We start from the raw sequence: 19,394 nt of genomic DNA, 5'->3' as shown, positions 1-19,394 counted from the left end.
GGGAAACCCGATAAAGGCATCGTCGATCCGGATGTCTTCCCGTGTGACGGGATCGATACGGTAGTGTCCCTTTGCTTCACCCAGTTCGATACCGATTTTTTCACCCGCCAGCAGCAGGAACAATTCCCGGAGGCGCCTGTCTTCTTCCGCGATCACCCTCACCCTTCCTTCGAAACAGGAAACATCGAGACGTTCGGGAAGGCTTTCGAACAAAACCCTCGTTCCCTCGAGGACAAACCGGTAATTCCCGCTTTCAATCGCGACCTTTTTCACTCCGGCTTTTTCGGGATCCCTGTTGATATAAAGGCTTCCTGCCTCGAGCCGGATCACGAGCCGGTCCGTAGAGGCGGTATTATCCGTCACGGTAAAGCGGGATGAGGGGAAGAACCTGAAGACGGGGGTATCGTCCAGGCCGAGATCGCATACGTCATCCGGGGCGACCGTGACCGTATCATCCTCACCGATCTCATCTCCGGGGGCAAGGGGCGTTTCCGGGGTACCGGTACGGTGCGCCTCACCGGATGAAAAAACGAGCGGGGAATAATATTCCCGCGGAACGTGAACGATCCGGTACGCTCCCCATACGGAGAGGAGGAGGAAGAAGGGGATAACGATGATGAGAAACGCGCGCGGATGATAGCGGAGGTATTGGAAAGGATTTCTCTTTCGTCCCTTTCCCCTCCCGATCGAGTCGAATCCGGCGAGAATTCTGTCCTTCGTCCCTTCACGCAGGTCCGGGGCCGTCCGTGCACGCGCGATAAGACGTTCCATTTTCAGGTCGTCACGCTGATTTTCCGGCATTGATTTCCCCTCCTTCCCGTATCTCATAGATTTTTTCCTTCATTGCCCTGCGCAGTTCCTCTTCGAGTTTCCGCCTCGCCCTGAAGAGAAGCGATTCGATGGATTTTTCCGTTTTTCCTGCTGCCCGCGCGAGTTCGGTCACGCTCTTTTTTTCCTCGTATTTCAGCCGCAGCACTTCCCGGTAGCCGGAGGAAAGCCGTGAAAGCCCGATCCGGAGAATGAGGTCTTCTTCCCGCCGGAGAACCTCGGATGAAGGCGAATCGGAAAAATAGTTGAGAATATTCTTCTCACGCACGATCGTTTTCTGGACCCGTATCAAAGCGTCTTCACGCTTCATCTTCCGGTAATAATCGACGATCTTCGATCGCGCGATCCGGTAAAGCCAGGACATCAGGTTGTGGGCGGCGGTCAGCGTTCCGGCATAGAGCATGGCGTCGTAGTAGACCTCGGAAAGGATATCCTCCGAGGTTTCCCGGTTTCCACGCAGTTTGAACTGTATGAAGCCAAGAAGCGAAGCCCAGGTGAGTTCGTAAAGCCGTTCGAATGCCTCTTTTTTTCCGGCCTTGAGTTGTCGTATGAAATCATGCGTAAACTCCATCTTCCTCCATTATATATAAGCGTTCGAAACGGGGCAATCATGCGGTTTTTTTTAAGATGAGGGATGTAAAAAAAAAGATAAAAAACGCGTGATTTCCTTTTCTCAAACGCTTATTCAAATGTAAGCAATTGCTGAGAATCTGATTAAATATAAAAGGAGGTGCGGGATTTTAAAGAATATGATATACTATATTTTTTAATGACGGGGAGAGTATCCCCGGACGACGATGAATCGAGAATGTTATAACAGCATGTGACATAATATAAGGAGGAAGTAATGAAGAAAATATCTTTGATAATCATAATGGCTGCCGTATCCATCGTGATGGCGGTAACGGGCTGCGACAGTATCGATCCGGGCGAACCGCTCGATCATTATATCGACAGGCTTGGAAAAATCGAACAGCCGCCGCATAACGCGGATGTCCGGGCTGTCGAAGAATTATCCGATGACGGTGAGTGCAGGGTCTATTCCTACCGGGTCGAACTCGGTTTCAACGAGCTTTTCTCACTCGATCCCGAGAATATGGTCATCTGGCCCGGGTCCCTCATCGACGGGGCAACGATCAAAACAGGCCAGTACCGGCCGATCATGGCCGAGCGGAAACCGTTGACCATCTCGTGTTCGATTAAAAACACGGGGGAATCCGTTGCGGCGACAATGACGTCTCCATGCCTTTCAGAATCACGGGAAAAGCTGAATGAAATTATTTTCAGAAACAGGGATGTCCCTTTGGCATCGTATATGAATTATACCTGCCATGAAATCTATGACAGAGAGCATCTTCTGCGCGAGTTCGGAATCCACGCTGACGCATCGTTTTTGGGCATATTCAAATCATGGATCGACGATATCTACCATTGGGAAAGCTACCGCATGAAAACGAAGATCCTGTACAAATTCATCCAGGTCTACTATGACTGCGCCATCGATATTCCGATAACCCCTGAAGACTTTTTTGCCGATTCGGTGACCGCCGAGGACCTGCACCGGCAGATTTCGGGCCTGGTCTCGCCCGGATATGTCGCGAAGATCAATTACGGACGGATGGCCCTTTTCTTCATCGAGTCCGAAGAGGATGTCGAAACCGTGACGAACGCATTCGAGGCCGGATTCAAAGCGGCAGCAGGTCCCTTCGGTCACGGCGGTGCTGAAGTTACTATTTCAACTGAAGATCAGGACGTGATCAACCGCTGCACGATCAAGGCGGTGATTATCGGGGGTGACAGCCAGAGCGCCGCCGCGGCGGTCGTTGACCCCCTCGAGTTCGCCAATTACCTCACGGATGTCCGAAACCACACGGTAAGCACGCCCGTTTCACCGTTGAGCTACCAGGTGAATTACCTCTGCGACAACACGGTCATGCAGATGGTCTGCAACAGCGAAAAAAAGGTCACGGTATGCGGGGGAGACGGAGAACCTGATCCGACGACGGCGCCGCTGAAAACAAATTATAAACTGATTGTGACAAGTCAACAGGATAGCAGCGGGAGTAATCCGGTGAGTGGTTGGTGCTCACCTGGCCTACCGGCATCGGGTACAAACAGGTTTTCAATCAACGCAACCATACTATTGAAGTACACCTCTATTGCGAACACGACATATCCTGTCGTTTATAAGCTTCCCGATAAGGGTCAAACCGGTGAATATACTTTTGTATTTCCGGATGAGGCACATATCGCGGACGGCTACTTCGATATCAGTGTTCATAAAAACACCACATCTACCGCCTGCGGAGGCAGCAGCAGTTCCACTTTAGTATATTCAAAAAACATACCGGTGACACAGACAGGTGAAGAGTTTTCTTTTTCTTTCAAGCAACCAGTAAACAATGTCATTAAAACCTTCCACTACACCTTAAGGATCGAACCGGTGTACTAGGAACGGTTTGGAAAGAACACGGCTTTGAACGGATAGTTTGCCGCGGGTCGGTGAATCATCCCCCCGCGGCTTTTTTACGCCGTATCGACGACGGTTCATTGATGCTGCTTGTGAATAGTCCGGGTCAAGTATAGCAAATTGTTATTCTGTATGAATTAATAAATAAACCGATTGTGAAACATTCGCACAAAGAATTTGTCGGGGCTCGCGGTATGTATGATTGTATTTGTCTTATTGTGCAAATTCATTCTGTTTGATTCGAACGAGATGTATTTGAAGGAGATGGGGTGTGGATGGTGAATGTATGGTATTAAAGCCGGAGTATCCAGAATGGTGAATAATGGCATGTATACATGGAAATAAAGCTGTTTCTACCCTGCAAATGCTGAATTATCTTAAACAATTGTCGTAAATTCCTTCGAGAAGTTTGTTGTATTTGCCTCTCCTCATTATTCCATTCAAGAAATATTTTTTCAAATTCTTCGATCACCTTATTACCGTATTTCTCGAACATCTCCAAAAACAACTCCAACAACCACCTCACCAACTGTGCGATACTGAAAAAGTTCAAATCCGCGTGCAGCAATTTAACCTTCCTATACACATCCTCGGGAAAATACACATGTATATGTTCACGGTGTTCATCGTGATCGTGCGATACCGGTTGATACCGACTCATACGTTGTTTTCCCCATTGATGTTCCTTCAGGGTAAATGGATTGAAAAGGGAAATGATCCCGACAATGATGCCGGATAGAGAACCCCTGGAACAGAATAATTTCTGGTTTTTCAGTTTCTTTCTCATTGTAGTGGTTATAACACAATGGAATTCGTGTAGAACTGATTCTATCATAGTTTACTCCTTACTGTTTTTATATCTATACATTATATAACGCTTTAAAATTGCATCCTGCTTTGATTTCTTTTTAAATAAATACAATAAATAAAGCCGACAGTTTCTTCAGCCGGTTCGGCCATTGTTGTTTCATCCTAAATCCGCATGGTATACGAACCGCTGCCAATATAAAAAAGTTGCAGCCGGCGGCTTTTTGTGGTAAAATCCTCTTATGGTGAAATATATTGCCATCATGTCTTTATTATTCTGTGTAATTTTCCCGCTTTCCGCAGAAGAACCGGCGGAGGAAACTGTGGGAGAAACTACGGAAGAAACCGCTTCCGGACTACCTTCGAGGTTCGGTCTGATCTTCTCATATGCCGGTGAAAATTTCGGTTTTCCGATTTTCAATTCCCCATCGAATCCGGGGGGAATGATCGGGGTGGAGTTCAGCTTGAGCGGTAAGCGAGGTTACGCATACATCCAGTGCATCAACTTAGGGTATGTTTACCACATCGGACTGCTTCATTCGTTATTCCTCAATACCCTGTGTTACATGAAATGGTGGATCAAGGACCAGGCGACGATCGGGGTGTACCTGGGGGCGGGTATAATCGACGTCTTTTATGAAGGGGAGAAGTACGTCTTCGATGACGGGATGTACAAGAAAGCGGAGTTTACCTTCGGTAATATCTATCCGTATTTCCCCTTCGGATTGAGTCTGGGCTATGATTTATCGCGAATTACGGTAGTGCCGCTCGAGGTCGTTCTCCGCTACGAGTGTTCCATACAGATCGGTTTTCACGAGGCGGTACCGGCAATGCTTCATGTCGCCTTTTACGGCGGCTTTGTCTGGCATTTTTAGGAAAGGAAGAAACACAATGGAAAACCGGTTGTCGCTATTGCTCTTTGTACCCGTCATCATGGTCGTTTGCATGACCTGCGATATTCTGGATGATTCGGGGAAAAACTCACCGGCATCACAGGTAAACAATCCCGCCCATTCGGCAAACGCCTTGTACGCCGGACTCATGAACAAATACACGGCCAAGGGCATTCCCGGGATCGCGATCGGCGTCGATTATCCCGTCGAGGGCACATGGATCGGTGTTGGCGGAAAGGCGGATCTTTCGACCGGAGAGGACGTTCAATTCGATTCGATCTTCAATGCCGCTGCCGTATCTCATTATTTTCTTTGCGTCATTACGCTGCAGTTGATCGAGGAGTTGAAACTCGAGTTGACGAGCAAAATATGGGATTATCTCACGGGAGAACAGCAGCTTTATATCCTGGATTCATACGGCGTGACGATCGAACAGCTGATGAACCATTCGAGCGGGCTTTACGATTATTCCCAGGATGTCGAGTTCGTCCTTGCCGTGATGGCGCATCCGGGAAGAAAATGGAAGGCGGACGATATTCTTCCGTTCGTCTTCGGAAAGAAGACCGATGACGGCGGCTGGACGATTCCGTACGCGGCGACAAACGATATCCTCCTTCAAATCTGCATTGAAACGATCGAAGGCAAACCCCTCGCCCAGGTCGTCGAAGAACGGATCGTCACCCCGCTTGGTTTGACCCATACCTGGTTCGGCTATGATTCGGTAAAAGACGGGCCCGTCAAAAGCTATCTCAGTTTCACCGAAGGCGAAGTCGTCGAAAACACCTCGATACTCGTCGGGTATTATACCGGCGAGGCCGGCGTGTTTTCGACGGTATCGGACATCTGCGTTATCTTCCGCGATCTCCTGAACGGCTCCGCGGGACATCTGCTCGAGGATGCTTCCCTCCCGCTTATGCCCGATATTGACGGTTATATCTATACCCCGTCATTTACGAGCTGGGTGGATGTGGAATCGGGAGATATTCATGTCGTGCTCTACAACGCGGGACTCGGCAGCCTGGGGGACCTCATTGGGGATGAAATCGACGACGAGTTTTGGTGATGGAAAGTATTTAGTTCAAGCCGGCGTTCAAGGTTTATTTCATGAATCACACGTTTGTTGTTCTTCGCGAATTCCCCGAAAGGGGCCGATTTTTCAACTTGCCGGGCGCCGCGAATAATCAATGGTTTTCGATGTTTGTTATGTAACCATTATAATAGATAGCACTCGGCTGTTCTCTTTATGGCCAAAACACCCACCTTTTTTATACTATTAATGTACATTAAAGACCCCTTTTTGTCAATCATTGCCTTCTATAAGTAGAAGTTTCAGTATGGTAAACCAACTGATGGAGTCATTCGGATATCGGCCTTTTATTTTTCAGATAAATACAAATATCGTTACGAGAATCGACATTCTTTTGAGGGATTTTCCCTCCCTCAACGCCTTAGGTTATATACAAATATAAATGGAAAAGCACTTCACGCTTTTCCCCTGAACGAGGAGTAACAAAATGGATCAATCGAAATTATGGCGCTTTTTTCCGCTTTTTTCCTGCATTGTTATGGTATTCATTACCGCCTGTATGCCCCCGAACGGGAATATCGATTGGCCTGATATTGCCGCCACACAATTTCAAGCCACAGAAGGTTCGGATGCGTATATACCGCTTGATTATGATGAAGCTGCGAGAATGCAGTACGGGGAGGAGGCTGTCGCGGTGACGGTAAGCGAAGACAAGTACGGTGTCAAGGCCGATGTGAACGGGACCCTCTACGACCTCGATCTCGCGTGGTATATGAACGAAAAATATGGTCCGGGTCATTCCCTTGTCCTGGTCGGAAACCGTGCGGCGGACTGGCGGGTGGTCGGGAATGTCCGCTTCAAAAACAATGTCCTACCCGTGGTGCTCGTGCCCACGGATTACTTCGGCAATGTCGAGGGCGTACGAAAGGCCGCAGCCCGTTCCAACGCGAATATCGCCTGTGTCAGGCAATGGTACCGTGAACAGGTCGGTGTCGATTTCAACCTGCTTCCCACGATCTGCGTCTTTGTGCAGACCGGTTCCACCCTCACCGCCGCCCAATGGAATAGCGGTGAATGGCATAGCCGCGCGGGCGACGATCCCTCGAGTCCGTATCGCGACGATTTGTATTGGGAGGCGGTCCATGCCTATGAGGGGGGCGCTTTCCGTCCCGCCGGATACGGACCCCAGATCGTGGTGATCACCCCCTATGTCGGTGAAATAGGGAACGCGGCGAGTTCCTGGGGCGCGATGGGGGGAAGCTGCGTTTTCATTCCGCCCCGGTGGTGTTCGATCGACGATAACAAAGACGCCCTGTACGTCCTGGGCCATGAACTGGGCCACAGCTTCGGCATCAGCGGGCACAGCGATGTCCCTTCGATCATGTCGACGCCCTCCGATACCATGATCCTCCACGATTTCGAGAAACTGATCGTGCTCGCTTCGCCGTATTTCCCGCCCGTCCCCAGGTATACCCTCACCCTCAATTATATGAACGAACAGGGGAACGCGGTACGGTATTACAACAACCTGTGCAGCTTCGAGCGTGTGACCATTACGGTCCCCGAAGAAGTCACGGTCGGCGATCCCGTCTACGGGAACAGGCAGACCCTGGTGTTCAATGACTGGACAAAAAGCGGCATTGCCGTCTTCGAAGATCTTTCGGCGGTTTCCATGATCGTACGTCAGTTCGAATCCGATGTCTTTGTCACGGCGAATTACAGATCCAAACCGGAACCCACACCGGAGCCCCCGCCGCCCCCGCCGCCCCCGACATACACGCTGACCGTCAATTACATGAACGGGAACGGAAAATACCTGACCGTTACCTACAGGAATCTCACATCGTCGTCAAGGGTTTCGATATCCGTCCCCGGATCGGTTACGGTCGGAGACCCCAAATACAGCACAAAAACACTCGAGTTCGTCAACTGGAGCAAAACCGGGACCGCTGCAATCGGCAACAAAAACTCATGTTCGACCGTCGTTTATAATTTCGGGTCGAATATTTCGGTAACGGCGACTTACAGGGAAAAGACACCGCCCCCGCCGCCTCCCCCTCCGCCCCCGCCGCCCCCGACATACACGCTGACCGTCGATTATATGGACGGGAACGGAAAATACCCGGCCGTTACCTACAGGAATCTCACATCGTCGTCAAGGGTTTCGATATCTGTCCCCGGATCGGTGACGGTCGGGGACCCGCGGTATTACACGCTGACGCTCTTCTTCACGAACTGGAGCAAAAGCGGAAGCGCCACGGTCGACAACATGAACGCCCCATCGACCACGGTGCGGAACTTCGCTTCGAATGTCACCCTGACGGCAAATTATCGGCCCAAATAGGGGGAGTAACAGGAATGGATGTATGGGCTCGTCCGCGGGGGAGGTTCCTGCGGGCGGCCTTTAAATCAAAATTATTAAAATCTTTTTGAGTTTATTGATAAAATGAACTTATCCTCTCAAACTGAATTCACTGAAAATACTATGACTTCTTATAACTATTGTTTATATTTATTGGGGATATTTACATATTGATATTTTTATTATATAATGCGTCTGTAATTATTTATAGGATTATTATGCCTGATAAATAATTTAAAAGGATCCGGTAATGGATTCTTAAAACAAACGAATCATATAAAGGTAAGGAGAAAAGCATGAAAAAACTACTCAAACACTTAATTATGTTGCTTTTATGTCTTGCAGCGATGTGTCTCTTTGTAGCCTGTCCTTCAAGTGATGGTGACGACGACGATGATGAAATTGTAATCACCGAATATTTTACGCTTGATAGGGCTGACGGAACTCATGACATGTCTCATAATGCTGGCGCTAATTGTGATGAAATCTATATCAATATCACAGAGGCGATTGCTACAGGCGAGAATGTTATCATTACGGCTGAAGTATCAGGATTGAGTGCATACAAACAGGTTGCCATCCAGTCTGGCATCGACGGCTGGGCATGGCCTGCAGACGGGAATCCCGCCAAAGCGTGGTCAGATACTGGAATCGCTGACGGCACAACACTTGTCGCATTGCTTACGGCAACCAGTGATCTTGGCGCTGGAACTGCAAGTTTTAAATTCCAGTGCGATAATCCCGTCGGTGCTTTTCCGGGAAGTCCGACGATTACCCTCACTAATATGATCGCCGGCAAATATTAATTTTGCCTGTTGATTAACATGTATGAATATACAAGAAGCTGTCTGCAAGGCGGACAGCTTCTTTTTTTGGTACGCCCGGCAGGGCGCACCCACTTGGAGGTGACCCGAGAAAACAGGAAGTCCTCTACATACCCGGCAGGGGATCAGTTAGCCTGACGGCAAGAGTATCCTTGGTGAGAAAGAATTTTGCTTGCTGGATGTACTGGACAAAGAACTGGAAAGACATAGCCTTTACTTTTACCGCTACGCAGATGATTGTAACAATGATGAGGGCAGTAAAAGGGCAGTGACCGGATTTTTGATTCAGTAACCAGATTTCTGGAAAAGAAATTGAAAGTCAAAGTGAAGCAAGAGAAAACAAATGTGAATCGGCCATGGAAGTTTAGTTTTTAGGATATACATTGACAGGGTATAAAAACCCCCTATTGAAAGCAATCACGCGTTTTTAAAGAAAGATCAAAGAGATTTTTACGGATAGAAAAGGGTACAACCTTTACCAAAGAGTTATTTTGACTATTTGGGTATGTTTTCGTTCATCGATAATTAAACGCTAAATCGCAACTGACTACGAACCATCTTATACGGTACCTTACATACGGTGGTGTGAGTGGTTGGAGGCCTAAAGCCCACGTCCTGCTCGATCTTTCCGTATAAACACTATATTGAAGAATATAAGCCCTTCAACTTGATTTTACTTTTTTGCAAAACACGATAATGAATTTCACTTTTTCTCTGAAATATTATGAATCATTTCTCGTTTTTTAGGACTCAGAAGGATTCATATGTATATTTGATTTACAGTAATCTATGTTAATTGGAATATTCCTGTATATTTTCGATCAACATCCGGATAGAATTATATATCTGTTACAGAGGAATCCAGCCGGTCGATTATCCTATTAAAAAATAGGCTATCGACCTATTATAAAAAAAGCAGGATATGGTATTCTATTGAAAGATACAAGAAAGCGGGAGTATAGCAATTAAGCATTATCTCGTCTTGCATTTATTCATGATACAGACAATTGTCGTATTTTCTGGCACTACCGACTATCTGCACACATCCGGTAAAAGGATACTCGACGCGGATGGGAGGGTGGGATGGATCGCGGCCGTGAACCGGTTCGTGTATGAAACCTCGCAGAAGGTCTTTCACGGCTTTTGGATCGGGGACCTGAAGGGGCTTCTCGACCAGGTCGCAAACGAATTTGGTCTCAACGCCCATTTTAACCACTCATATCCCATGAAAACACAGGCAGTATATGGTCCGGTCTGAATTGACGTGCTTTCTCCCGGTTTCCCGGGTAGACAGGTGACGATCCCGCCCGGCGGGATTGCCGGAAACATACAGGATTTACAAATTCTATGCAAATGTCGCGGTTTTATTGTATCTTTATATTTTTTTTTGTAGACAGCTTTGCGATTGTGTTATAACATAATCCCGCATGATGGTGTGTTGACGATTTTCTTGCAAATTTTAAGGTAGAAATTATATCAGAGAGAAATATATTGGGAAACAAGGAGTTCGATGTGCCTTTGCATGTGTTTGTCGCAATGCCATTCGGAATGAAGGAAGGTATCAATTTCGATACGATATATGATCAATACATCGAACCCGCGATTGAATCGGCCGGATACGAGGTCTTCCGGGCAGACAAGGAACTCCGTGCCGGCGAGATAAGGGCAGACATGTTTCAGGAGCTGCTCCTTGCAGACCTCGTCATAGCGGACCTTACGATTGATAATCCGAACGTCTGGTACGAATTGGGTGTTCGGCACGCACTCCGGGCTCGAGGCATTATCCTGATTCAGAGCACGAGGGAGTCCCAGCCGTTCGATATCTATACGGATCGAAAGCTTCATTATCACCTGAAGGATGGCGTGCCGGATCCCGATTTTCTTGAAGCCGATATGGATGCACTTACTTCGATGGCAACAGAGACGATGGCGTCGTGGCACAGCAGAAAAATCAGCCCGGTTTACATACTCCTGCCGAATCTCATGGAAAACGACTGGAAGTCCCTCAGAGTCGGGAAGATAACCGAGTTCTGGGAGAAACACGAGGAATGGGAAAAACGCGTCAAGGTTGCACAGGAGAAAATGCGGCCGCAAGACATCATCGTTCTTGCGGCTGAAGCACCTGTACAGATTCTTCGGATGGAAGCATATCGTTGTGCAGGCAAATCCCTGCTCAAACTCGGGCAATTCTCATTTGCCCTCGAGCAGTATGAAGAAGCGCTGTCGGTCGATCCCGAAGATTTGGAGAGTCTGATGCAAAAAGGCATTCTCCTCGGACGCCTCGCTAAATTCGAGGAAGCCGGTATTCATATTAAAGATCTCGCTGAAAAAAACCCGGACAACGCAGAAATTCTCGCACTCCTGGGGAGGGTTGAAAAAGACAGGTGGGTCGACACGTGGCGAAAAGAAGGCCGAACCGTCGAAGAAATGAAAAACGATGCGGCCAGGGAAGATGCGATTTTGCTTTCGTCAATCGAAGCATACAAAAAGGGGTCCATGATGGATCCGGCACATTATTATTCCGCCATTAATACGGCGACGCTCATCCGGCTGCTGCATCACCTGACAGGTGATGAAAGCATGTTTGCCTTATACAGGGAAATGGAAGGCGGGATACGTTGGTGCATTCGATGCGCGCTTTCAAGGGAGACTCCCGAATGCAAGGATTACTGGGCGAGGGCGACGCTCGGCGATCTCGAAGTCCTTTGCGGCGATACCGCTGTTGTCGAGAGAGCTTATAAAGATGCCGTCGCGGCGGCTGGCGGTGATCGGTTTGCCCTGGAATCATCGCTGCAACAGCTGTGTCTTTTACGGGACCTGGGATTTCGTCCCGAGCAGGTCGGTGCCGCGATACTTTGTTTCGACCGGGTTATGGAAAAGCTGGAAGCAGTGTGGAAACCAAGGAAGGTTTTCCTTTTCAGCGGACACATGATCGACGCTCCGGACAGACGTAATCCCAGGTTTCCGCCCGGGAAAGAGAAGCTGGCGGCTCAGGCGATAGAAAGGAAACTGGATGAATTAGGGGCTTCATCGGACGACCTCGCTCTTTGCGGGGGAGCGTGCGGGGGCGACCTCCTCTTTGCGGAAGCGTGCCTTGCCAGGGATATGCGTATCGAGATACGCATACCGTTCGATGAACAGGAATTTCTTCCGGCATCCGTTACCTTTGCCGGAGAGCAATGGCGCGAACGCTTCTATACCGTGAAACGAAACAGGAATACCAAACTCTATTCTATGCCGGCAGAACTGGGGACGGTTCCTCCAAAGAAAGACCCATATGAACGAAACAACCTCTGGCAGCTGTACGCTGCTTTGGCATGGGGAGCCGACAAGCTTGATTTTATCTGCCTCTGGAACGGGGAGGCAGGAGATGGTCCGGGAGGTACAGGCCACATGTATGATGAAGTGAAAAAACGTTCGGGCCGGGTCTTCATGCTCGATACGAAAAAATTGTGGAGGTAGTGACATGACGGTAGCTGAAAGAATAAAATCGGCCGGTCCGAAAAAAATACTTGCCCTGGACGGCGGCGGTATCAGGGGTATCATCGAAATCGAGGTGCTCGGGAAAATTGAAACCCTGTTGCGCAGGAAATTAAACAAAGGTCCGAAATTCGTGCTGGCGGACTATTTCGATTTTGTGGCCGGAACGAGCACCGGGGCGATCATCGGCGCGTGCATTTCACTCGGAATGAGTGTTGACAGGATCCGTGACTTCTATAGTGCAAGCGGGCACAGCATGTTCGATAAGGCGTCCCTTCTGAAACGGTTTATGTACCAGTACGAAGATACGAAACTCGTAGAAACCATGAAGAAGGTTTACGGCAAGGATACGAAACTCGGAAGCGACAAACTCCGTACCGTACTCATGTTAGTGATGCGAAATGCGACAACGGATTCGCCGTGGCCGTTATCCAATAATCCGTTCGCGAAATACAATCTCCCGGATCGCAGGGAAAAGCCGTATTTCGACTGCAATCTCGACTTTCCGCTTTGGCAACTCATACGGGCGAGTACCGCGGCTCCCGTCTATTTTCCGCCGGAAAAGATAATAATGGGACCAAACGAATTCATCTTCATGGACGGCGGCGTCACAACATGCAACAATCCCGCATTTCAGGCGTTTCTCATGGCCACAACCGAACCTTACAATATGAACTGGCAAGCCGGGGAGGATAACCTTCTCGTCATTTCTGTCGGTACGGGCATGGATGCACTCGCCGATAAAAAGCTTGCTGTTTCCGACATGAACGTCTTATATAATGCAGCAGCGCTCCCTTCGGCGCTTATTTCCGCTGCCATGAACGAACAGGATTTTCTGTGCCGTACATTCGGCAAATGCGTTTGCGGGGACGTCATCGATCGGGAAGTCTGGGATATGATCGGCAAAAAGGGGCCTGTTTCTCCAAAACTCTTCACGTACGCCCGGTATAACACCGGGTTGTCGCAGGAAGCGCTCAACGCAATGGGTCTTCCGGAAATAAAGTCCTGTGATGTGCAAAAACTCGATGCCGTCGACCACATCCATGAGTTGCAGAAAATCGGAAAAACTCTTGCCGAAAAAAAGGTAAACGTGAAACATTTCTTCTGATGGCTACCGATATACGGGTACGCGTCGAATTTCCTTTAGACTTTTTGCGGCAATCTCTTGAAAGGAGATTTTTATGATACAGGATGTCATACATTACAGAGAGCAGGTTATGGCGAGGGCGAACAAGGCGCTCGATGCAGTCTGGCCGTCACGATTGGGAGAAGAATTCGTAAAGGAGTCACTCCTTGCTATCGAGGAACTCATGAAAATTGCGCATCAAATGAAGGCGAACGATTTCAGTCGAATCGAGCAGAGCCGGACGTATCGGTTCATTGGCTGCATGTATTCGGATCTGATGCCTGCCAAAGGCAAAGATATGCTTTTGAAAGCGAGCGAGGCGTATCAGACGGCCGAGCATCTTCTTGAAGGCCAGTCGGATGAGCTGGAGCAGGCAAAACTCTATTTCAACTTTGCGAACACGCTGCGGCTCATCGATCCGAACGACGTCGACCGGCTTTCCAGAGCAAGGAAGTATCTCCTCGTTGCGAGAGCGTATTTTGCGACTCATGCGCCGGAGTTTCTCGCACAGGCCGACGATGCCTTGCACTCGGTGGAGGCTTTGCTTTCGGCTGCACCCATTGCCGGTTCCATCAACCGGAGCATCAGTGAAATGGCCGGTCTCCGGGAAAAGCTCGCAGCCGGTGGAGATGTGGGGGAAATTGCCGGAAAAATGAACACCCTCATGAAAAGCGATGGTGGGATAACCGGGATCATGGCCCGGCTTTCAGGCGTTATCGAAATGTTACCGGAAGGCTTGAAGAAAGGCGAAAAGTTCAAAGAAATACGGGAGCAGATAAAAGCTATAAACGAGAAAGCTGCGGAATCGGGAGAAATGGATCCCCAAAACAAACAGATATTGACACTGTTGGCGGAGCGTCTTCGTTCGGACAGTGAAAAGGGAATAGTCGGTAAAGATCATGCGGCAGGTTTACGCGATCTGCTTGCCGACGTTGGTAACATACTTGCGGGCGATGAAAACGACATTAACGCGTTGTTGAATAAAAGGCAAAAGATGGGAGAAATGACGGGCAGTATGTTCGAAGCGGCTCATTATCTCAGTCACGGTATCGAGCGACCGCGAAAAGGCACGCGAGCCGCCGGCCTGGTAGAACTCAACTGGCTGCTTCGCCGATATTTACTCGAGGAAATGTTTCGCACGGAAAAGGGTGAGGAAGAGCGCAGGGAACTCCTCGACCTGAATTTACGGGCCGCGAGACTTGACAGAAGAATTTACGAAACCGGGAACGATGATTCGGCGGCCTCGACTATTGAAAGAGAGGTGCTGCGTCCCCTTGCCATGGCAATCAGGAACTTTTCTGCACGAATGAATACCATGCCTGCAAAACCGGTATGGAAGGTTTCGAATTCAGCGGCGGATACAAATGCGGTATTTCATTCAGGCCCGGCGAACGGTCTCGTTTTTTTTACGGAAGTCTGTCGCCGGTTCGGGCTTTCCATTATTGCCGAACCGATTGGAGAAACATATGCGACCGCGCGATGGAATCAGATGCACAAGACGCTACTGGCCATTTTCGACCTCAGGGCTTCAGACGGCCGTGTGATGGCTCATGTGATGTACGAGCTCGGCATTGCGTTGACACTTGGGAAACCGGTTTTGGTGGCAGTAGCGGAAAATCAGACAGTGCCGTTTGATATCGATATTAATCCTGTTGTTATCAAGAAAAGGAACGAAGACTATACAGCGCTTGCTATGGCTATCGATCAGACTATCGCACGAATGCATCCGGCGTATCGGGAAGGCGGGGTTCAAAAAACGCTGGAATTCGTTCTCGGATCTTACAAACGGCCTCATCCGAATATCTATGTGGACCAGACACTCCGAATACTCTCCGGGCTTCACGACTCACCGGATCCTCTCGCGGTGACACGAACACTATCGAAGCTGTTCGATTACCTCAAGGACGGCGAGACAATGCTGATTAATCCCGTATGGCCGCCGGTTTTTCCTGAAACCGGGAAACCGATGCTTTTCCATGTAATGCCGTTCGGACCCGCATGGGCGGACAGGGCGAGAGAGGTTGTACGGGCTGTATGCAATAAAGCAGGAATCGAATACATACGCGGCGACGAGGAAAATGACCCTCATGTCATTCGTTCGATCTGGATGGCTATTGCCCGCTCAACGCATGTACTCGTCGACATCACCGGTTTCAATCCGAATGTCGCTCTCGAACTGGGTATTGCTCATACGCTCGGCAAGAATGTGAAGATGATGTGCCAGGGTGATCCCGCAATAAACGTATTCAAATCCATCAGCAGATTCCGGATTGCGGGCTACGATAATGCACGATTCGAGGAAACACTCGGAAGTGAAGTGTATGATTTCCTCAAACATAAATAGTCGATGAATCTATGACAAATAAGAGTTTTTTTAAGGAGGTTTTCATGTTATTTAAACTGATCGATGAGACTTGTTCTCGAATAAACAAAATGGATCCCATGGCCGAAGCGCCGAAATTTGCCGCCCAACTGCTGAAGATGAAACCGAACTTCAAACGAGAGCTGCAGGCCCAGGGTATCGAGGCGGAAAATATCGAAGGCGCATTCTCGACGCTTTGCCTGGCGCAACTTGGGGTAACCAAAGGTATTCCTGCAATTGCCGAGGAAATGACACAGATGCTGCGGAAAGGGGGAGGAGAACCCGCATTTCGTTGCGTCATCGCCGCAGGCCTTGCCTACTTTGTACAGCCCCGCGATCTTCTGCCGGATAACCTTCCCGGCTTTTACGGATTCCTGGATGACGCACTGATGCTTCACGAGGCATGCGCACTCTCCTGGGAAGTTACCGGAAACACGGCGCAGGCAGAAGAGAAACGAAAGATATTCCAGTTTATTTTTATGTTCGTACCGGATCAAAGTATCGAGCTGTTTCGCTCCGCGGTCAGCGGTCTTGCGGTGACGTTGAACATGATGCGTTGTCTCGATCCTTCTATGGCAGAGATGACGACCCAAATGATCATTGCACAACCATTGCAGCAGACCGCACCGCAGTACGGGCAAGGCACGACGGGCGGAATGTCGTCTTTAGGATCGTTATTCAGTAACTATCAAAATAATTATTCCACACAGTATTCATGGCGGGATGGTGATAAAATGGGAATCATGTTTCCCGGCGGCGGCGGCGTGGCTTGTGACAGCTCGGGAGTGTACGTGCTATAGGTCCGTTGATTATAGAGAAACAGGAATATTTTACTGTAAAGTGGTGCTATGAAATCGATACAATGGCTGGGGATCGATAGCGCAGGAATAGCCGCTGTAATCTCCTGATGTATCGTCAGGATTATCCCGTTTGCCGGCCCTTTGATAACGACGGAATAGAGTCTCACCCTATCTTCGCCGCGAGCATCCGGTAGAGGGTTTCGCTTTTTTTCCTGAAATCCTCCGAATGCTTTCTCACCCTTTCAAGAATTTTCACCGCTTCCTTTGTGCGCCTGTGTTCGTCGAGTACCACCGCGAGATCGATGTAGTAGTCCGATGTATCATTCCCCGCCAGCTGAATGGCCCTGGTAATATGGAATATGCCCTCCTTCACCCTGCCGAGTCTTGAAAGGCACAACCCCAGGCCTTTGCGCGCATAGGCGTTTTTTGGATTGAGTGCGAGGGCCCGTTCGTTCCAGGCTTTCGATATCTCGTAATTTTCAAGGAAAAAGTGGACGAACCCGAGGTTGTCGATCGCGGAGGGATCGTCCGGCTTGATGTCCAGGGCGCGTTCGAAATAGAGAGCCGCGACCTGGTATGATTTTTGCTTAATGCATGCATACCCGCTCCGGATGAGTTCGTCGTAATCGTCGATTGCCGCAATCTTCTCCGCCTGTTTTTCGACTTCTGTCCTGTAGGAACAGTAGGTGTTTTCCTTCATGGACCCGGTCATGGTGAGTTTGGAACCCGCGCACCCGCCGAGGCAGCGGCTTCCGAAGGCGCAAATGCGGCAGAAGCCCTCGAGGCCGTTCTTGGTGAGTTCCCGGTTCCACGCGAAGGCCCCGGGCCGGTTCCATATCTCCTTCAACGACAATTGTCGTATATTCCCTTCGATATATTCCCTGTCACGGATGGAAAGGCAGCCGTTGATGTCGCCGTTCGCGAAAATGCCGATCACCCGTTTTCCCGCGTGGCAGCCCGTCCAGCAGGAAGCCTTTTTCCCGCCCGTGATGCGCCGGTTGATTTCGTCCTGCTTTCTGCTGTAGTACCCGATATCGTCGCCGAGGTGAATGTCGATATGTTTCGAGGTCACGGTCTCATGGGCGAAATCGATGAGGTCGCCCACCCGGTCCGGGGAAAGCACGAGGTCGCGGTGTTTGAGAAAATTCCCCATGGGACGCGCGATCTGGAACTGCCACTTGATCACCCCGTTTGAGACAAGCAGGTCCCTCAGGCCGGGGAGTTCGGCGAGGTTACGGTTGTTGATGCTGGTGTTGACCGATACGGGCATGTTCCGCTTCCGGAGGAGCGTGAGTGCGGAGAGCACCCGTTCGAAGGAGCCCTTTTTTCTGATCGTATCGTGTGTTTCTCCGAGTCCGTCGATGCTGATACCGATATTGACCAGTCCGGATTCGAACGCCCTGTCGATGAGCCGTTCGTCGATAAACCAGCCGTTGGATATGGCATTCGTCACGACGCCCCTGTCGGTCAGGCGCCGGGCCAGAAGCGGCCAGTCCTCGCGCATAAAGGGCTCGCCGCCCGAAAGGGTGAGTTTTCTGAGACCGATCGAGGCAAGCTGGTCGCAGAGGTCGAGGGCTTCTTCCGTCGTAAGTTCGTCCGGATATTTTTCACCGCAGGCCGAACCGCAATGCATACAGCGCATGTTGCACGCATAGGTGATCTCCCACACGCCGTGGGTGGGAATGTAATCCGTCGAATTGTTCTCCATCGGTTGTTATCGTGTATAGGCTGAACCGATTTGGTCTGCCGGGATGTCGGGGAGGTCAATGCCGCGTGTCATATATCGGTCTTATTCCCCCGATTTATCCGGAAACCTGTCGATCGCCCCCACGTATTTCTGCGCGACAAGCAGGGCATCGATGATGTCGATCTTGCCGTTGTTGTCCACATCGGCATAGTCACTCAGGAAATTGGCAGGTTGGCTTCCCACATAGTATTGGGCGATCAGGAGGGAATCCACGATATCGACCTTGAAATCGAGGTTCACGTCGCCGGGCTGAGGCGCGCCGTAGACGACCACCGGTTCTGAGGGTACGGGGGCTTCGGTTTCAGTCGGCGGGGGCGTCGTGTAGACGGGAACGACGACCGGCGTCGCATCCGGTTCAGATGTGGGTTCGAGCGTCCCGTAGACGGGGGTCGGTGTCGGGGTATCGGTTGCCGTTGTCTGGGCGAACGCGCCGGCATTGAAAATCGCGGTCATGGCGATGATCATGGTGCCGACCGCGAGTTTTCTATTGAAGACCTTCGCGATGCGTCCCCCGGTGAGGAAATTGAAAAGCGAAAGCAGCGCGTAGGCGACGGCGAGCCCCGCGATGACAAAAACAAGCAGATATTCTTTTTTAACCATTTTTTCTCCTCATCCTGTACCCTGTATTATGTATATAATCCCGGATTTACCGGAAATCCGGCTGTTTG

At 49.8% G+C, this 19,394-nt stretch carries 15 protein-coding genes; 10 read left to right on the top strand and 5 right to left on the bottom strand.

Annotation, left to right across the window (positions count from 1 at the left end; genetic code table 11):
* Both JW881_10745 and JW881_10740 read right to left on the bottom strand, forming a co-directional pair.
* Positions 1–828 (bottom strand): FecR domain-containing protein (locus JW881_10745; protein MBN1697981.1); only part of this gene is annotated, 828 nt, incomplete at its 3' end.
* On the bottom strand, positions 782–1,399 hold the full coding sequence (locus tag JW881_10740) for a sigma-70 family RNA polymerase sigma factor (protein MBN1697980.1): 618 nt from the start codon (positions 1,397–1,399) through the stop codon (positions 782–784). The genes JW881_10740 and JW881_10745, both read right to left, overlap by 47 nt.
* Before the next feature lie 276 nt (positions 1,400–1,675).
* Here JW881_10740 and JW881_10735 point away from each other — a divergent pair, with 276 nt between their 5' ends.
* Positions 1,676–3,280, top strand: coding sequence for a thiol-activated cytolysin family protein (locus tag JW881_10735; GenBank protein ID MBN1697979.1), 1,605 nt, complete (start codon positions 1,676–1,678; stop codon positions 3,278–3,280).
* A gap of 310 nt (positions 3,281–3,590) precedes the next feature.
* Here JW881_10735 and JW881_10730 read toward each other — a convergent pair whose 3' ends face one another.
* Positions 3,591–4,133, bottom strand: coding sequence for a hypothetical protein (locus JW881_10730; GenBank protein ID MBN1697978.1), 543 nt, complete (start codon positions 4,131–4,133; stop codon positions 3,591–3,593).
* A gap of 295 nt (positions 4,134–4,428) precedes the next feature.
* Between JW881_10730 and JW881_10725 the strand changes: the two genes are divergently transcribed.
* From JW881_10725 to JW881_10685, 9 genes are all read left to right on the top strand, one after another.
* Positions 4,429–4,980, top strand: a complete 552-nt coding sequence (locus JW881_10725; protein ID MBN1697977.1) for a hypothetical protein — start codon at positions 4,429–4,431, stop codon at positions 4,978–4,980.
* Positions 4,981–4,996: 16 nt separating this feature from the next.
* Positions 4,997–6,061: a beta-lactamase family protein gene (locus JW881_10720; GenBank protein ID MBN1697976.1), complete on the top strand. Its 1,065-nt coding sequence runs from the start codon at positions 4,997–4,999 to the stop codon at positions 6,059–6,061.
* A 451-nt stretch (positions 6,062–6,512) separates the two neighbouring features.
* A complete protein-coding gene (locus JW881_10715; GenBank protein MBN1697975.1) occupies positions 6,513–8,369 on the top strand; it encodes a hypothetical protein in 1,857 nt (618 codons plus the stop codon).
* Between the two features lie 314 nt (positions 8,370–8,683).
* Positions 8,684–9,193: a hypothetical protein gene (locus JW881_10710; protein ID MBN1697974.1), complete on the top strand. Its 510-nt coding sequence runs from the start codon at positions 8,684–8,686 to the stop codon at positions 9,191–9,193.
* A 1,012-nt stretch (positions 9,194–10,205) separates the two neighbouring features.
* Positions 10,206–10,469 (top strand): hypothetical protein, encoded by a 264-nt coding sequence (locus JW881_10705; GenBank protein ID MBN1697973.1) that lies wholly within the window; start codon positions 10,206–10,208, stop codon positions 10,467–10,469.
* 254 nt (positions 10,470–10,723) lie between these two features.
* A complete protein-coding gene (locus JW881_10700; GenBank protein ID MBN1697972.1) occupies positions 10,724–12,673 on the top strand; it encodes a DUF4071 domain-containing protein in 1,950 nt (649 codons plus the stop codon).
* A 4-nt stretch (positions 12,674–12,677) separates the two neighbouring features.
* A complete protein-coding gene (locus JW881_10695; protein MBN1697971.1) occupies positions 12,678–13,799 on the top strand; it encodes a patatin-like phospholipase family protein in 1,122 nt (373 codons plus the stop codon).
* A gap of 73 nt (positions 13,800–13,872) precedes the next feature.
* Positions 13,873–16,161, top strand: coding sequence for a hypothetical protein (locus JW881_10690; protein MBN1697970.1), 2,289 nt, complete (start codon positions 13,873–13,875; stop codon positions 16,159–16,161).
* Positions 16,162–16,205: 44 nt separating this feature from the next.
* The gene (locus tag JW881_10685; protein ID MBN1697969.1) at positions 16,206–16,979 is read left to right on the top strand and encodes a DUF1232 domain-containing protein; all 774 of its coding nucleotides are present in this window, start codon (positions 16,206–16,208) and stop codon (positions 16,977–16,979) included.
* Between the two features lie 163 nt (positions 16,980–17,142).
* Here JW881_10685 and JW881_10680 read toward each other — a convergent pair whose 3' ends face one another.
* A complete protein-coding gene (locus JW881_10680; protein ID MBN1697968.1) occupies positions 17,143–18,687 on the bottom strand; it encodes a radical SAM protein in 1,545 nt (514 codons plus the stop codon).
* An 81-nt stretch (positions 18,688–18,768) separates the two neighbouring features.
* Positions 18,769–19,326, bottom strand: coding sequence for a hypothetical protein (locus JW881_10675; protein MBN1697967.1), 558 nt, complete (start codon positions 19,324–19,326; stop codon positions 18,769–18,771).
* Between the last annotated feature and the right edge of the window lie 68 nt (positions 19,327–19,394).

The sequence above is a fragment of the Spirochaetales bacterium genome, from assembly GCA_016930085.1.
In the GTDB taxonomy this organism is placed as follows: Bacteria; Spirochaetota; Spirochaetia; order SZUA-6; family JAFGRV01; genus JAFGHO01.
Note: the sequence above shows the minus strand (reverse complement) of the source record. Positions and strands in the feature narration are given on the sequence as shown.

What these genes read in the sequence shown, in the direction of transcription:
- JW881_10685 (MBN1697969.1), top strand. Translation starts at nt 16,206, where the DNA reads ATGTTATTTAAACTGATCGATGAGACTTGTTCTCGAATAAACAAAATG.
- JW881_10730 (MBN1697978.1), bottom strand. Translation starts at nt 4,133, where the DNA reads ATGATAGAATCAGTTCTACACGAATTCCATTGTGTTATAACCACTACA.
- JW881_10705 (MBN1697973.1), top strand. Translation starts at nt 10,206, where the DNA reads ATGATACAGACAATTGTCGTATTTTCTGGCACTACCGACTATCTGCAC.
- JW881_10735 (MBN1697979.1), top strand. Translation starts at nt 1,676, where the DNA reads ATGAAGAAAATATCTTTGATAATCATAATGGCTGCCGTATCCATCGTG.
- JW881_10675 (MBN1697967.1), bottom strand. Translation starts at nt 19,326, where the DNA reads ATGGTTAAAAAAGAATATCTGCTTGTTTTTGTCATCGCGGGGCTCGCC.
- JW881_10720 (MBN1697976.1), top strand. Translation starts at nt 4,997, where the DNA reads ATGGAAAACCGGTTGTCGCTATTGCTCTTTGTACCCGTCATCATGGTC.
- JW881_10710 (MBN1697974.1), top strand. Translation starts at nt 8,684, where the DNA reads ATGAAAAAACTACTCAAACACTTAATTATGTTGCTTTTATGTCTTGCA.
- JW881_10695 (MBN1697971.1), top strand. Translation starts at nt 12,678, where the DNA reads ATGACGGTAGCTGAAAGAATAAAATCGGCCGGTCCGAAAAAAATACTT.
- JW881_10680 (MBN1697968.1), bottom strand. Translation starts at nt 18,687, where the DNA reads ATGGAGAACAATTCGACGGATTACATTCCCACCCACGGCGTGTGGGAG.
- JW881_10715 (MBN1697975.1), top strand. Translation starts at nt 6,513, where the DNA reads ATGGATCAATCGAAATTATGGCGCTTTTTTCCGCTTTTTTCCTGCATT.
- JW881_10690 (MBN1697970.1), top strand. Translation starts at nt 13,873, where the DNA reads ATGATACAGGATGTCATACATTACAGAGAGCAGGTTATGGCGAGGGCG.
- JW881_10740 (MBN1697980.1), bottom strand. Translation starts at nt 1,399, where the DNA reads ATGGAGTTTACGCATGATTTCATACGACAACTCAAGGCCGGAAAAAAA.